The organism is Coleofasciculus sp. F4-SAH-05 (assembly GCF_040222985.1).
Classification (GTDB): domain Bacteria; phylum Cyanobacteriota; class Cyanobacteriia; order Cyanobacteriales; family Coleofasciculaceae; genus Coleofasciculus; species Coleofasciculus chthonoplastes.
Genome location: NZ_JAVKBY010000087.1, coordinates 1 through 14,634 on the forward strand (window position 1 = coordinate 1; position 14,634 = coordinate 14,634).

Sequence of the window (14,634 nt, forward strand, 5' to 3'; positions counted from 1 at the left end):
AGTTGCCTCTAAGAAGGCAACTTGTTCAGGAGAAGGTTGGAGCTTTACAACTATTGTGAGAACTTGTTTCATGGCTAAACTATACCACTACATGGGATAGAGATTGAAAATACTTCGGGGATTGACCCCTCGCATTTTCCGCTATCCCCCTACCCCTTACTTCGTTGAAGGGGTAGCCCCTTGCGATTCGGGTGGGATCACGTTTACAGATGTGCCACAGCGTCACTGGGCATATCGGGCAATTCAAGACGCTTATCAACGGGAATTTTTCGCGGGTTATCCGGGGCGGATTTTTCAACCCAGTCAACCGATTCCCCGTGTGCAAGCGATTGGGGTTTTGGCGGGGGCGAAGAATTACAGCATTCCTAGTAATCCATACTCTACCCTGGGACAGTATTTCCAAGATGCCTCTGGTATTCCAGGATACGCCAGGAATGCGATCGCGGCGGCGGCGGTAAATACTCTGGTGGTGAATTATCCCACAGTACGACAGCTTCGCCCCAATCAACGGGCGACTCGGGGCGAAGTTGCGGCGTTATTGTGTCGGGCGTTAAATATTTATGCAGTTCCGCCTGAGTATATTGCTGGGGTTGAAATTCATCCTCAACAGGTACGGACATTACCCGGAGGACTGAATTCTGTTCCCACATTTAATAGTAATTATCCGGAATTAGTCACAAGTGAAGGAATTTTGTTATCCACGTTTTCCCCAACCGGAAAGCGAATTCCTTCTGCCCATCTGAACTTTCCCTTTCAAGGACGTTTCGATATTTTTACCCATCATATCGCTAGGGCAGAAACTCAAGCAGAAACTCGTCCCCTTTATCAGGGATTACTGCTGCACAATCCCACCGATAAACCCGTAACGGTTGAGGTTTTGCAAGCGGCGAGTTATTTAAGTACTCCCGATGCACCATTTATTGACTTACCCGATATAGTAGATAATCCCAATGGTAAGATTTATTCAGAACCCGGTAGTCGCACGATGAGTGATGTACTGCGGGGGAGTCGTCAGGATGGGTTTCCGGAACAAGTGGTATTAGCAGCAGGACAAACTCAACTCTTGATGAATCAACCCATTCCTATCCGACGCGCACCTGCATCAAATGGGCGTTCCACGATGATGCGGTTAAGCAGTAATGGTGCGGTTTATGTTGCCAATTTAGCCATGAAAGCACCACAAAACTCGAATGGTACATACCGCGCCCCGACATTAGCAGAATGGCAAACCTTATTAGTCGAAGGGGAATTAGCCGAACCCCGGAATCTGAAGCCAACCCCCCTTGACCCGCCTAGAGAACCGACGGTATTTGGACGAGTCGCTGGGGTGTCCCAAGGGGCACAATGGTTAGCAGAGATTACGGATACTTTAGAATCCGATAGTCTAAGAATTACCCAACCCGGTGAGGCATTTTCCTATGTCTTAGGAACGCTCCATTTAATCACGTTGAATACAGGTCAAATTCAAAGTGCGCCGATGTTAGCCCGTTATCCAGATACTGCTTATTATGCTCATAGTAATTATGGCGTAGAATATAATTTAATGTTACCCCTGAAAAATACGACCAGTCAATCGCAAACAGTAACGGTATCAATGCAAACACCGTTAAAAGATGAGGTAGGGTCAGATAAATTACTGTTTTTGAATCCAACCGTTGAGCAGGTCTTTTTTCGGGGAACGGTTCGGGTCAGTTATGAAGATAATCAAGGTAAAAGTCAGACACGCTATGTGCATTTAGTGCAGCGTCGGGGACAACCGTCTGATCCCTTAGTGACGTTAAATTTAGCGCCAGGGGAACAGCGAAAGGTAAACGTCGAATTTATTTATCCACCCGATTCTACACCGCCGCAGGTGTTGACGGTGAAGACATTGGCGAGGTAACAGCCCTCACCCCCAGCCTCTATTCCAAGCTGGGTAGAGGAGAGTTAGCCTCATTCCCAGGCTTTGAGAAGAGAATACTTTTGGCGAGGCAGAACCTGCCCTAGTAGCGGCATTCCGCTCAGCATGACAGATTCTACCTTAGTCTACCTTAGACTGCAACTGGGTATAAAGTGCAACGACAAACCTGGCTTGAGCGTACCATTCCTGTTAAAGTTTATTGCCACCAATGACACAAAATGAGCCGTTATTTCGTCAAAGGTTTAGAGGGTCATCTGCATTTCATATAGGGTCTTGAATAAGGCAGGGTGTATCTGCTTTCTTTCGCTTTGCTGACTCTGGGAAGGGAATGACATAGGCAGATCCCTGTCTCCCGTAGTCTAAGATACTTCTTATTCCTATTAGGGTAATTCAAGGAATTAAAGAGACTTATTTTTCTAACGGTTCGCCAGCCGCCTTCCAGCCATTAATACTGGGAGGAAAACTGCGAACATTCGTATACCCTAACAACCGCAACGCCGTCATGCCAATTGCCGTGCGATGCCCACTCGAACAGTATAAAATTACAGGTTTATCCGTGGGAATTTTATCCAAATTTTTGGTTAGCGATCGCACGGGAATATTAATAGCACCAGGAATGTGTCCTGAAGCATATTCCGACGGTTGTCGCACATCCACTAATACTACATCTTTCTCCTTTTTCAACTTGTTCTTCAACTGCTTCACTGGCATCACTGTGTAGTAATCTCGTGGTAGCGAATTCAGCAACTGATCCACTGCTGTATAGACTTCTGCGCTAGGTGGACTCGTCACCTTAGAGTCTACGGCAGCTAGGGCAGATTTAGGAACGAATACACCACTCAACAGCATTAAAACCAGTAAAAATACCAGGAGTAATCCTGATATCATTTTTTTGATTTTCATCATTCTTTTTCCTTTCTCCAACGGTTTAAAATACTTATTTAGTAAGCTTTAGCTTACTTGAGCTTTGAGCCAGAAATTTATTTCTTGGCTCCCTGGCTTTTGCAAAATTCCTGTTATAACACATCTCTACTTTTAGTAGCCACTCCAGAAATATGAGGGCTAACAATTGGAAAAGAAACCTGAAACTGTTGATAATTTAGGTTTTCAAATCCAGCCTTTTCTAACGCCAGCCCTGTTTCCCGATTTGGATGACACCCATCAAACACCGTTTTCCAAATCGGCTCAATGCTACCTTGAATCTGCCGTTGCCAACTGCTACATTCAGCCGCCACATGTTCAATAAACAAAAAGCGACCCCCTGGCTTAAGAACTCGCCGGATTTCTTGCACCGTTTTGGTAAGATTGCTGACGGAACAGAGGACGTAGGTACTGACAACAGCATCCACACTATTATCCTCAACATCGATATGTTCAGCCGACCCACTTTTGATGTCAATCCGTTTCAACCCAACCTGTTTGGCTTCCTGTTTCAGGTAGGAATGCATAAAGGGATTCGGTTCAACGCCTATCCAATGGATGTCAGTGGGATAATACGCCAAATTCGCCCCAGCCCCCGGTCCAATTTCTACAACCTTACCCTGCAAGTCGGCAAATAAAGCCTGCTTGAGTTGAGCTAGGGTAGAATTGCTACTGCAATTTGCTAATTGAATAGCATTTTCATCGGCTGCGTTTGCTTTCGCCATTCCCCAAGCAAATAACTGTTTGTACCAGTTTGCACAGGGTTGTATTTTTAAGACCATAACGATTCACCATTTACAATTAGGGAACTTTCATGGTAGCAAGTTAGCATCAGGATTGTTTCCTATCAAAGCTTCACTTAAGAAGAATGGCGCTGACTTAAGCTGGGTTCGTAGTAGGCACTTTAGTGCCAGAAGCGCTTTAGCGCTTACTACAAACTCTAAAGTCAGTAGCATTACACTTACGAATTGGTTTGAATCTCTAATCCTAACCGTCGCCATTCCACCATACCGCCCGTGATGTTAAATACCTTAGCAAAACCCGCTTTAGCCAGTTGTTTGGCAGCAATGGGACTGCGATGAGCGGTTAAACAAATAACGGCAATGGGTTTGTCTTTGGGCAAATCTTGGAACCATTGCGGTAAAACCCAGCGGCGAAACATCGGGATCATGCCGATAATAATGCGGGGTAAACTGAGGTTAATTGCGCTGGGAGCATGACCCATGGCATATTCAAAGCCACTGCGGACATCGATAAGTAAAGGCTGATTTGCAGATTGGACAAATTCTTGGGGATAACAGTCTTTGACAGAAGGAGAGAAAGAGGAGACAGAATTCATAATTTATTCCCAATTCAAGTTAAAACTCAATAGTGTTACTGTTTCCATAGACATTTTTGACCGAAAGTCTATAGGAACGTCGGAAATGCAACAAAATCTCATACCATTTTTTCGTAACATGGCACTTAATATTCATTCACCCCTCCCAACCTCCCCTTGCTAAGGGGAGGTGCCGTAGGCGGTGGGGTCAAAGTGCAACGTCATACAAACTTGGTATCAGACAAAATGATTAAAGTTTACACCCACCATGGTGTTTCCCCAGTGCGGGGATCAGTTTCCGTCCAAGGCGCTATGCGGATGTAGTCACCTTCGATATTGACCTGCACCAGTTTTAGGGGGCGGTCAGCCGGACCCCGGACAACAGAACCATCGGGACTATAACGAGACCCGTGACAGGGACATTGAAATTGTTGGTCGATATTGTTCCAAGGAAAGGTACAACCTAAGTGGGTGCAGTTATCGACAATTCCGATTGAGTCTAAGCTGTTATCGTCGGTAACGGTCAAATACGTCGGTTCACCTGCTAAACCCGCGACCAAAGCACGGGCACCTGCACCTTGGGCGACTATCTGGGACACGGGGATGGGATTCCCTAATTTATCTTTGGCGATAATCGAACCATCTGCGCCTCCTTCCTGGGGTGGGACAAAGAATTTAGCGGCTGGATAGAGGGCGGCGCTAGCTGTGGCGGCGATGGTTGCTCCGGTGAGGAAGTTGAGAAGCTGTCGCCGAGACATTGAGGGGCTTTGCATCGATAGACTGTCTTCCATGGATATCCTCCGATTTGTGTAAAAAAGATTTACGAGTTGTTACCTAGTTTAATAACTATTTGGTTATTTAGTCAAGCAATAAGTTGTATGAGATTTGCTTAACCTACTTCAGGTGCTGGTGATGCTTCGCGGCGACCCGAACCGATTGAGTGGACGCCAGTTGTTGATTGATGCAAGCGGGTCGCCCCTACAGGGTAAAGGTGTTTCGTTTTGGCATCTCGCGTTTGTGGGGTGCTGCTAAATCCCGATAGATTGTAAATATAGTTACAAAGTTGTATAGTTTTAATAAACAGTGGTGTAATCATGGCTCATATTGTGGTAATCGGTGCGGGTATTGGCGGACTACCCACTGCTTACGAACTGCGGCATCTCCTGCCTCACGTCCACCAAATTACGTTAATTTGTGACAGACCTAAATTTACGTTTATTCCCTCTCTCCCGTGGGTTGCGTTCAATTTAACTCCACTCCAGCGAATTCAAGTAGACATTGCTTCTGTTGTCCAATCTCGTCAAATAGAGTTTGTCGAAGGTAAGGTAACGGGTATTGACCCCCAGGCTCAATGTTTGAGGGTGGGAGACAGGTCGATTGATTATGACTATGTAGTGATTGCTACCGGGGCAGAATTAGAGCTAGATGCCATACCAGGATTAGGACCCGATCGCGGTTACACCCAATCGGTGTGCAATCCTCACCATGCTTTAATGGCAAAACAAGCGTGGGCGAAATTTCTGGAAAATCCCAGACCATTGATTGTGGGGGCGGTTCCGGGTGCGAGTTGTATGGGACCGGCTTATGAGTTTGCCCTATTAGCCGATTGGATACTGCGGCGACAAGGATTGCGAGAACAAGTACCGATTACGTTTGTCACCCCAGAACCCTATGCGGGTCATTTGGGAATTGGGGGTATGGCAGATTCGGCGGAATTGGTGACTGAATTAATGCGTCAACGGCAGATTGAGGTGATTGAGAATGCTGAAATTACTGCCATTTATCCCCAACAGATCACCTTAGCAGAAGGTCATAGGCTACCCTTCCATTACGCCATGCTGCTACCGCCGTTCCGGGGACCCCGTTTTGTCCGAGATGTCCCTGGGTTGAGTGATGAGAAGGGTTTTCTACCTGTATTACCGACGTATCAGCATCCCTCATTTCCCTCTATCTATAGTGCAGGCGTGGTGGTGCAGTTATCGCCACCGGAAAAGACTCCTTTGCCTATCGGTGTGCCAAAAACGGGGCAAATGGCGGAGGCGATGGGTATGGCGGTGGCGCACAACATTGCTAGAGAATTGGGTGTGATTCAAGCTGCACCGGTGACGCCAACTTTGGCAGCGATTTGTATGGCGGATTTTGGTGATACAGGAATTCTATTCTTAGCTGATCCCGTTTTGCCTAATCCCAAAACAGGTCAACGACGCCGTGCGATCGCAAAACGCGGTCGTTGGGTAAGCTGGTTAAAGATTGCCTTTGAGCGATTCTTCCTAACTAAGATGCGATGGGGGTTATCTGTTCCTTGGTTTGAGCGTTGGAGTCTGCGCTTGTTGGGCTTATCGCTGGTAGAACCAATTCCAGTATCAAAGGATTATCCAATTGAGTCAAGTTTGCAAACTAGATAAGCGATTAAACTAACAGTTTGGCAGAGTAAGTTTGGAAAAGTCAGGCTTACGCTATACTAAAGTCTAAAGTTGGAGGACTAAGAGGCAATAGTAAGTGCAATGGTTCAAAAAATAGCCCTCTTTAATCACAAAGGCGGAGTTAGCAAAACTACAACCACATTTAATCTTGGTTGGATGCTTGCCTCAAAGGGAAAAACAGTAATTCTTGTCGATACTGACCCCCAGTGTAATCTAACGGGTATGGCTTTAGGGCAAGGAACAGAGAGCGACGAGGCAAGAATTGAGGCGATTTACAATACCCATTCAAATATTAGAACAGGGCTAGCACCAGCTTTTGAGTCACAGCCAAGGGCTATTGAGGCAGTAGACTGCATTCCCATTGAGGGACAAGATGGACTGTTTTTACTACCTGGTCATGTGGGTTTTGCGGAATATGAAGTCACATTGGGAATTGCTCAAGAGCTAAGTGGCTCAATTCAGGCTCTCAAAAACTTACCCGGCTCTATTCCAGATTTATTGAATAAAACTGCTGAAAAGTTTAGTGCAGATTACCTTTTGATTGATATGAGTCCGAGTTTAGGAGCAATCAATCAGAATTTACTAATGACCAGCGACTTTTTTATAGTACCTACTACTGCCGATTTCTTTTCTGTAATGGCAATTGATTCATTAGCTAAAGTTCTACCCAAATGGTACGCATGGGCTAAACAGGCTAGTTCGCTTCCTTTATTGAAAGGAGCATCCTATCCATTTCCTGACATTACACTACGGTTTTTAGGTACTATTGTTCAAAATTTTCGGATTATTCGCGGCAAGGAAACGGCTGCTTTTGAAACATGGATTAATAAGATTGAGCAAGACGTTTCCTCTAAGCTGGTTCCGATTTTACGTCAAAATAGTATGTTAATTTCTGATAAATTATATGCTGAACATGGAATTAGTGACAGTTTTTGCTTAACAAAAATTTCCAACTTTAATAGCCTAATTGCTCTTTCTCAGGAACATCAGACTCCAATCTATGCCCTCACGCCTCAACAATTAAACCAAACAGGAATAGTGCTAAAAAATAACCAAGCAAAACAAGATGATTTTAAACAAACATTTGCCGAATTAGCCGATAAGATTATAGGACTCACTTCTCCTTCCTATGCAGTCAGCGCTTGATCAATTCCGAATCAGCATTGCTCGTGTTCGAGATCTGATTTCTATTCACAACTCTGTCAAGGCTCAATCCACTCCTGCCCTAGATTTGTCAGATATTTTGAGAGCTGCTCTAGTTCTAGCTGTGAGCGCCTTGGATTACTATGTCCATGAAGTTGTAACACTAGGAATGCTAGAGATTCACAGGGGTCAGCGTTCCGAACCTAATCCTCCACGCAACAGTTCTCAATCTGCATTTTCTCGTTTTCAAGTTTCCCTAGGTGGCGCACGCCAAGAACGATTGATTGCGATGGATATTGCATCCTGGTTAGAGAATGAAATCCAACAAAGTCAAGGTTCCTCATTTTTGCAGCAATCTCACACAGTCTCAGCTTTGCTCCCAGTTATATCAAATAGTGTTTTGAACAGACTGAATAATGCCTCTTGGCTAGAAGATGAAGTTCGAGAACGTCTTAGCTATCAAAGCTTTCAGCAACCCGAAAAAATAGCCGATGCCATGCGACTAATTTCAGATAATAAATTGTGGGAAGAGGTTGCTCAGAAGTTGGGCAGATCCGCCAAAGATGTTAAACAACAACTGAGTGCGATAGTTGATCGTAGAAACAAAATTGCTCATGAAGCTGATATAGATCCTACATATAATATTGGAAGCCGCTGGTACATTGATGAAGTTCTCGTCAGCGATGCAGTTAATTTTGTTGAGCAGGTTGTTGAGACTATTCACCAAATCCTTTAAGTTTGCGTGCAATCGGTGTATTTAAGTATAAGTTATTGTTTAGTGCCAAATTTAATCAAAACCTTGAAGCGGGCTTAGGTTAGGAGCATAGAAGTCACTGGCGAAGCGGTTAAACAACTACCCGATACACTAAGTCAGAACTATACCACAATTGAATGCCGTTGAATGGCGTGCGATCGCGGGAATGCGTGACCGCTTAATCCATAACTACTTCGGCGTTGATTACGATATTGTATGGGACGTTGTTACCAGCAAAGTTCCTGAGTTATACCAAATCCGGGGAACGCTACCCCCGTCATAACCTAGTCCGCGCAGGCGGACGCAAGTTTGTGTAGCAGCGATTTCAATCGCCGTGCCACTCTCTGCCAAGATATGATGAAATGTAAAGTTGTCCTACGATGAGTCAGACCGGATGTCCTCTGCTGTTTGTGTCCAACACGTCCAAAAAACCTACGATAAAATTCCTGTGGTTAATGACCTCTCCTTCACTATCGAATCGGGAGAGATATTTGGTCTACTCGGTCCCAACGGTGCAGGGAAATCAACGACGATTCGCATGTTAACCACCTTAACCCGACCCACCGCAGGGCAAATTGAGATTGCGGGTTACAACGTAGTGCGTCAACCGGCTGAGGTTAAGCAAAATATCGGCGTCGTGTTGCAACAAACCAGTGTTGATAACGACCTGACCGTTTGGGAGAATATGGAACTCCACGGACGTTTGCACCACATTACCAATCCCCGACGGCAAACCCTAATTAACCAGTGGTTGGAGTACGTAGAATTAGCCCAAAGGCGGGATTCGCCCGTCAAAACCCTATCAGGTGGGATGAAGCGTCGCCTGCAAATTGCTAGGGCGCTACTGCACCAACCCAAAATTCTATTTTTAGATGAACCCACGGTGGGACTTGATCCCCAAACCCGTCGCCGCCTGTGGGAGATTATTCGCGATTTAAATCGCCAAGGGATGACTATGCTGCTGACGACGCATTACATGGACGAGGTGGAGGTGTTGTGTGATGCGTATGGGGCAAGTCAGCCGGGACGCATCGGTATTATGGACTGTGGTAAGCTAATTGAACTGGGAACCCTGCAACAACTGAAAGCTAACCATGGCGAAGGGTTGCTAATGAAACAAATTGGCGATCGCTTCGAGTATAAGTTCTTTCCGACTCTAGACGATGCCAATGCCTACCTTGACAGCTTACCGGATAAAACGGGTATGATGGTTCGTCCCTCAAATTTAGAAGATATCTTTGTGGAACTAACGGGACGACAACTCGATTGATGAGCATATCGGTACTTGCCAATCCCCAATCACTCAAAATTCTCGGACTTGGTCGGGGCGGGTTTACTTAAGTTAGTGGTTTGAGCCAAAGCGTTATCGGTAAAACCCGCCCCTACACACCCACAACTCAATAAGGGAAGAGGGCGGGTTTTGAATCCAAATTATCGTCAACAGCTTGAGCGAATTCCCTAAACCCGCCCCTACACATTCAACACTCAAAAGGTCCCCAATCCCCAATGCCTCGTTTAGCGACCCAAATTGAAGCGATTCTATACTTAAAGGGCAAACCCTTGTCCCTGGCGGAAATTGCTGAGTGTGCCGGATGCGATCGCGAGGCGGTAGAAGATGCTTTAATTGAACTGATGTCAGACTATGCCTATCGAGACAGCGCCCTAGAAGTCGTCGAGACACCAAAGGGCTATAGCTTGCAGTTACGGGCTTCATTTGCTACGTTAATGCAAAGTATAGTGCCTGCTGAATTAGGTGTAGGAGCATTGAGAACCTTAGCTGCGATCGCAATCAAACAACCTATTGCTCAAACTGAACTGATCGACTTACGCGGTAGTGGTGCGTATCAACATGTTCAAGAACTCATCTCCCTCGGATTTGTCAGCAGACGCCGACAAACAGATGGTCGTTCCTATTGGTTGCAAGTCACCAATAAATTTCATCAACACTTTGAACTCGATAACCTCCTACCGTCCCTACGCACATCCTCTCAATCTTAAGCACTACTTCTCCATCTTAAGCACCACTTCATCTGATCTTATCCTTCAGCCCCAAGGACAATCCTGAATTTCTTCCTTAAGAATTAGGACTGTTGAACCAAAGCACCAAGTCGGTAGCTAGTACAATCGTTTAGAGTAGAAACAAGTAAGTCACATCTTTTAATTTCTAATGGTATTTAACTCTGACTTCCTCAATTCTCCCCCTGAAGATGACGCAACCAACCAACTCCTGAGCTATCTCCAACACCAATCCCCCGATGTGCTGTCCCAGGTTGCCAAATCTGCCAGCCCGGAAATTCAGCAAATCATTTCTCAGAATGTCCAGGGACTGGTGGGTATGCTTCCATCTGAGAGTTTCAATGTACAAGTTACCACAGATCGCGAAAACTTAGCTGGATTGTTGGCTTCGGCGATGATGACGGGCTATTTTCTGCGTCGCATGGAACAACGCATGGAACTAGAAGATAATATGACTGACACCATGAATTGGCATGGGCAATCCCATTACAACGACCACTCTAACGGTTCTTCCCTCTAAACTCATTCGAAGAAAAAGCCTAATAGAGTCATGGAAAAGCTATTCCCCCGTCTAATGAAGACGGGAGGCGGGGGATTGGGCTGCCGTAAAGGGCAGTCGTTTTTGTAGGATTTACTACCATAGCGCGGCGGAAGTAACTCATCAGTTAACCACAGACGACAAAGCAGATATAGCACTACGCATTCAGGTTAGGACAATAACATTGAGTGAAAAGGCAACAGGCAACAGGCAACAGGCAACAGGGAAATGTCCTAACGTATCTCCGTAATGCGATACCAGAAACAAGTGCAGCCTTGGAGCCTTTACATCCCAGGTAGCGGCAAAGCGAGTATAATTAATACGATAAATTAGTGGATCGTCAGTCTTGATATCCAGCAAAATTTTCCTAACATGAACAACTTATTGCCAATTATTACCGGATTTGTTTTAATCTACGCTTTACTCGTTTTGGTGGGTGGCGTAATCGGGTATGTCAAAGCCAAAAGCCAAAAATCCCTAATTTCGGGTATCAGTAGTGGTTTAGGACTGTTGGTGGCTTGGTGGCTTTGCCGGATTATCCCCATTATGGGACTCGGACTCGCCACATTCATTTCTCTAGTGTTATTTATCGTTTTTATTATTCGCCTTTTCCGCACCCGCAGTTTTATGCCTTCTGGTATGATGATGGTTTTTTCGCTAATGGCTACGATACTCTTTTCTGTAGGATTATTAGCAGCAGAGGGTTTCTTGCAATAGAAGAGTATCTTTTCTCAATAACCCGGACGCTCAAGCAAAGTAGCAGGCAATAAGATGAGAAAATCTTTTAAAACTCCCTATGTTGCACTTCCTATCTTATTGGGCTGCTGCTTTTTCGTTTATTTCATCAGTTCGGGTCAATATCCTTGGCTCAAATCTTTTTCTTTAGATATTGCCTCAGAAATTACTGGCATTCTAATTGTCGTCTTTTCGATTGATCGGGTCATTGCGATCGATCAATAAAATCAACGCAGAAAACTAGAAGCTGTGGCATTCCTGCAACTAAGGAGACCGCTTCGACGTCACTTTTATTTATTTTTTAATATGTTTAAGGCGGCTATTGCCGAAAAACCCGATAAAAATTATCAAACAGTCGTTGACTTATTTGATCATACATTTTTTGAAGAATTAGCATTTCTAGATTTTTCAAAACCAGCCCCTGTATTGGGCGCAATTGAAGCGGATTGGTCAGATTATCTATTACGTGAATGTTCGCAGTTTAAGGATTCCTTAAACCGCACGATGGAAAAATATTGTTTATTTTTACAACCTGAACTAATTGAATTGATGGAAGAAGTTATTAATTCTCCATTTCTTTGGATTGTCTTCAATGCGCCTGTAATTCGGCAATTCAGTGCAAAAAATAATACATCAAATTCTTATAATTTATTAGCCCGACAAGAAATTCGGGATTTACTGAAAGAGTATATTCAACTTATTACAGCGTTATTAGAGCAATATAATCAAAGAGTTTTCGAAGACAAGCAAATTAAAATTTCTGATGAATTATGGGCAAAGGAAGTTCTACCAAAAATTGGTAGTGGTCGAATCTAATGCAGCGGGCATGAACATACTTGAGCAGCTTCGTAGATACAATTAATCTGGGGGAAGCTGGGGAAGCCAATGTAGAGACGTGCCATGGCACGTCTGGGAGCTAGGGGAGATATTAATTGATAAGCCCAAATTAATTCTATTAAACGACTCGAATCCATCCTCGATTTAAACCTTCATAAATCCGTTCAACTAAGTGTTCCTCTTCCATTGAGAGTGATTGCTTCGATAAAAGGGCTGACATAAACAGTTGTTGATCAATCCAGCTAATTTGACGCATATCAATAATGCGATGGGCAATTTGCTGGACGGGAAATTTGGGAAAGCAAACTTGAGCAGATTTCATTGGGTCTTTGGCAACGTGGTGTATCTCTCCTTGTATAAAATATATTAAAGAACTTATCGATTTTCTAACGTGATCAAATCAGCCGATTGTCAGTGATTATGACTTAACCAAAATTGTGATAAGTATTGATTCGCCAAGTGATGCTTCCTGATGAAGGATTATGATAAGTTTGTCTTCTTTAGGTGATCTAAATCACAAAATTTTGGGAGTGACACTATAATTTAAGCTGAATGGCACACTTCCTAAGGCTGGTGGGCAATGCCCACCCTACGGATATCTTAAGTAGGTTGGTGGAAATAAACTTAACTATGTTCAGTTATATAAATACTCCTCAAACCCTTACAAAGGACAAATGACGAATGACGAATGACCATCTTCACCGTTAACTTTAATTGTCCCCACCTAATTAATAGGTCTTTTGTTTCCAATACTTAAATGCTTTGACCTGACCTAATTCTAATAGGTGCGAGTCTCTTAGGGTGAGGGTAAGGGTTGGCGGCGAGGGTTCAACTCCCAAGGCGGCGATGATTTGATCACCTAAGACTCGTCCGAGTCGTGGCGGTACAGCATTCCCTACCTGTCGAAATCCATGCCATTTCGTAACATGAAAGCGAAACCAGTCCGGAAATGAATGTAAACGTGCGGCTTCTCGGACTGAAATTACCCGTGGATATTCAGGATGAATGGGACGGGGGGAAGTATAGCTACCCCGATCATATCCAGTACCTGCTCGTAGAGTGTAGCAGGGTTTGCCCCAGTCTAGGCGTTGTAAGCGACTAATTGCTTCCAATTGACCAGGTGGTGTTTGATTAAACCGTTCAATAGAGGCTAGATTATGTTGGGTTCGCTTAGAACTGGTTAAGAGGAACGGATTCCATTGGCGGGGATGGGCGAAATTAAAGGGATCGGTGATGATATTTCGTAGTTTTTCTACGTAAGGCATCGCTAATGCCTGGAGTAATTGTAACTGGGGGAGTGTCAGTTCTACCGAGTCTAAGGTCTGGAGTTCAGTAAAATCATCTAAATTCGGTAAATCCGCGATCGCATCCCGAACGGTACAAAATTCAGAGGGTGATTGCAATTGAGGTTGAGGATAGGTTAAAGGTTTAACTCCCACCTGATTTCCCAATACAAATAACCGTTGTCGCTGCTGCGGGACACCGAAATTAACCGCGTTGAGGACTTGTATAGGTTGAGTTATCTCATATCCGGCTGCTGTAAACTCGCACTGCAACCGATTCAACAAATCTTGGTATTTGTTCAGACCTAAACCCGGAACATTCTCCATGAGAAAATAACGAGGCTGGAGTTCTTTGATCAAGCGACAGAACTCAAAGACTAAAAGGTTACGTTTGTCACAAACCTGGCGTTTCCCGATCACAGAGAATCCCTGACAAGGCGGTCCACCAAATACTAAGTCTATGTCCATCCTGTCGCGATCGCTAACTAGAACCGGACGTTTTTGGCGATCGTACCAATCCCGCAAGGCTTCTTGGATATGTGTTCCTGTCAACTCAGTCACATCCGCGCACAAGACATGAGTCTGGGGAAAGTTAAACCCATAGACAGCCGCGTGAATCGGGTCTTTTTCTATTGCGATCGCTACATCAAACCCCGCCTGTTCGATTCCCAAGGAAAACCCACCCACACCTGCAAATAAATCAATGGCGACAGGTCGATACCCTAATTTTGCCATCCCCTCATCCGTTGTTTTATACCAAGTTGCA

General features: G+C 44.7%; 18 protein-coding genes. 11 read left to right on the forward strand and 7 right to left on the reverse strand.

Annotated elements, in window-relative coordinates:
- Positions 1-121: 121 nt before the first annotated feature.
- On the forward strand, positions 122-1,882 hold the full coding sequence (locus RIG27_RS10565) for a DUF3370 family protein (protein ID WP_446344946.1): 1,761 nt from the start codon (positions 122-124) through the stop codon (positions 1,880-1,882).
- A 426-nt stretch (positions 1,883-2,308) separates the two neighbouring features.
- Here the strand turns inward: RIG27_RS10565 and RIG27_RS10570 are convergent, their stop codons facing one another.
- The 5 genes from RIG27_RS10570 to RIG27_RS10590 form a co-directional block, all read right to left on the reverse strand.
- Positions 2,309-2,803 (reverse strand): rhodanese-like domain-containing protein, encoded by a 495-nt coding sequence (locus tag RIG27_RS10570; protein WP_446345143.1) that lies wholly within the window; start codon positions 2,801-2,803, stop codon positions 2,309-2,311.
- A 113-nt stretch (positions 2,804-2,916) separates the two neighbouring features.
- Positions 2,917-3,546, reverse strand: coding sequence for a class I SAM-dependent methyltransferase (locus RIG27_RS10575; RefSeq protein ID WP_446344948.1), 630 nt, complete (start codon positions 3,544-3,546; stop codon positions 2,917-2,919).
- Between the two features lie 236 nt (positions 3,547-3,782).
- Positions 3,783-4,160, reverse strand: a complete 378-nt coding sequence (locus RIG27_RS10580) for a rhodanese-like domain-containing protein (protein WP_446344950.1) — start codon at positions 4,158-4,160, stop codon at positions 3,783-3,785.
- A gap of 236 nt (positions 4,161-4,396) precedes the next feature.
- Positions 4,397-4,930 (reverse strand): cytochrome b6-f complex iron-sulfur subunit, encoded by a 534-nt coding sequence (gene petC / locus RIG27_RS10585; RefSeq protein WP_446344952.1) that lies wholly within the window; start codon positions 4,928-4,930, stop codon positions 4,397-4,399.
- A 98-nt stretch (positions 4,931-5,028) separates the two neighbouring features.
- Positions 5,029-5,235, reverse strand: a complete 207-nt coding sequence (locus RIG27_RS10590; RefSeq protein ID WP_446344954.1) for a hypothetical protein — start codon at positions 5,233-5,235, stop codon at positions 5,029-5,031.
- Here RIG27_RS10590 and RIG27_RS10595 point away from each other — a divergent pair.
- From RIG27_RS10595 to RIG27_RS10640, 10 genes are all read left to right on the forward strand, one after another.
- Positions 5,234-6,544 (forward strand): NAD(P)/FAD-dependent oxidoreductase, encoded by a 1,311-nt coding sequence (locus RIG27_RS10595; protein ID WP_446344956.1) that lies wholly within the window; start codon positions 5,234-5,236, stop codon positions 6,542-6,544. The genes RIG27_RS10590 and RIG27_RS10595 overlap by 2 nt on opposite strands.
- Positions 6,545-6,643: 99 nt before the next feature.
- On the forward strand, positions 6,644-7,708 hold the full coding sequence (locus RIG27_RS10600) for a ParA family protein (protein WP_446344958.1): 1,065 nt from the start codon (positions 6,644-6,646) through the stop codon (positions 7,706-7,708).
- Positions 7,692-8,441 (forward strand): HEPN domain-containing protein, encoded by a 750-nt coding sequence (locus RIG27_RS10605; protein ID WP_446344960.1) that lies wholly within the window; start codon positions 7,692-7,694, stop codon positions 8,439-8,441. Before RIG27_RS10600 ends, RIG27_RS10605 begins: the two co-directional genes overlap by 17 nt.
- 151 nt (positions 8,442-8,592) lie before the next feature.
- Complete coding sequence (locus tag RIG27_RS10610; RefSeq protein WP_446344962.1) at positions 8,593-8,742, forward strand: HepT-like ribonuclease domain-containing protein; 150 nt, start codon at positions 8,593-8,595, stop codon at positions 8,740-8,742.
- Between the two features lie 111 nt (positions 8,743-8,853).
- On the forward strand, positions 8,854-9,729 hold the full coding sequence (locus tag RIG27_RS10615) for an ABC transporter ATP-binding protein (RefSeq protein ID WP_446344964.1): 876 nt from the start codon (positions 8,854-8,856) through the stop codon (positions 9,727-9,729).
- Between the two features lie 236 nt (positions 9,730-9,965).
- Entirely contained in the window at positions 9,966-10,457 is a 492-nt protein-coding gene (scpB, locus tag RIG27_RS10620) for an SMC-Scp complex subunit ScpB (protein ID WP_446344966.1), read from the forward strand.
- Positions 10,458-10,626: 169 nt separating this feature from the next.
- Complete coding sequence (locus tag RIG27_RS10625) at positions 10,627-10,995, forward strand: DUF760 domain-containing protein (RefSeq protein ID WP_006105547.1); 369 nt, start codon at positions 10,627-10,629, stop codon at positions 10,993-10,995.
- A 390-nt stretch (positions 10,996-11,385) separates the two neighbouring features.
- A complete protein-coding gene (locus RIG27_RS10630; protein WP_446340312.1) occupies positions 11,386-11,730 on the forward strand; it encodes a TMEM14 family protein in 345 nt (114 codons plus the stop codon).
- Between the two features lie 54 nt (positions 11,731-11,784).
- The gene (locus RIG27_RS10635) at positions 11,785-11,973 is read left to right on the forward strand and encodes a hypothetical protein (RefSeq protein WP_446344968.1); all 189 of its coding nucleotides are present in this window, start codon (positions 11,785-11,787) and stop codon (positions 11,971-11,973) included.
- A gap of 81 nt (positions 11,974-12,054) precedes the next feature.
- Positions 12,055-12,564 (forward strand): hypothetical protein, encoded by a 510-nt coding sequence (locus RIG27_RS10640; protein ID WP_446344970.1) that lies wholly within the window; start codon positions 12,055-12,057, stop codon positions 12,562-12,564.
- 139 nt (positions 12,565-12,703) lie between these two features.
- Here RIG27_RS10640 and RIG27_RS10645 read toward each other — a convergent pair whose 3' ends face one another.
- Both RIG27_RS10645 and RIG27_RS10650 read right to left on the reverse strand, forming a co-directional pair.
- On the reverse strand, positions 12,704-12,907 hold the full coding sequence (locus tag RIG27_RS10645; RefSeq protein ID WP_446340310.1) for a hypothetical protein: 204 nt from the start codon (positions 12,905-12,907) through the stop codon (positions 12,704-12,706).
- Positions 12,908-13,313: 406 nt separating this feature from the next.
- Positions 13,314-14,603: a DNA cytosine methyltransferase gene (locus RIG27_RS10650; RefSeq protein ID WP_446344972.1), complete on the reverse strand. Its 1,290-nt coding sequence runs from the start codon at positions 14,601-14,603 to the stop codon at positions 13,314-13,316.
- Between the last annotated feature and the right edge of the window lie 31 nt (positions 14,604-14,634).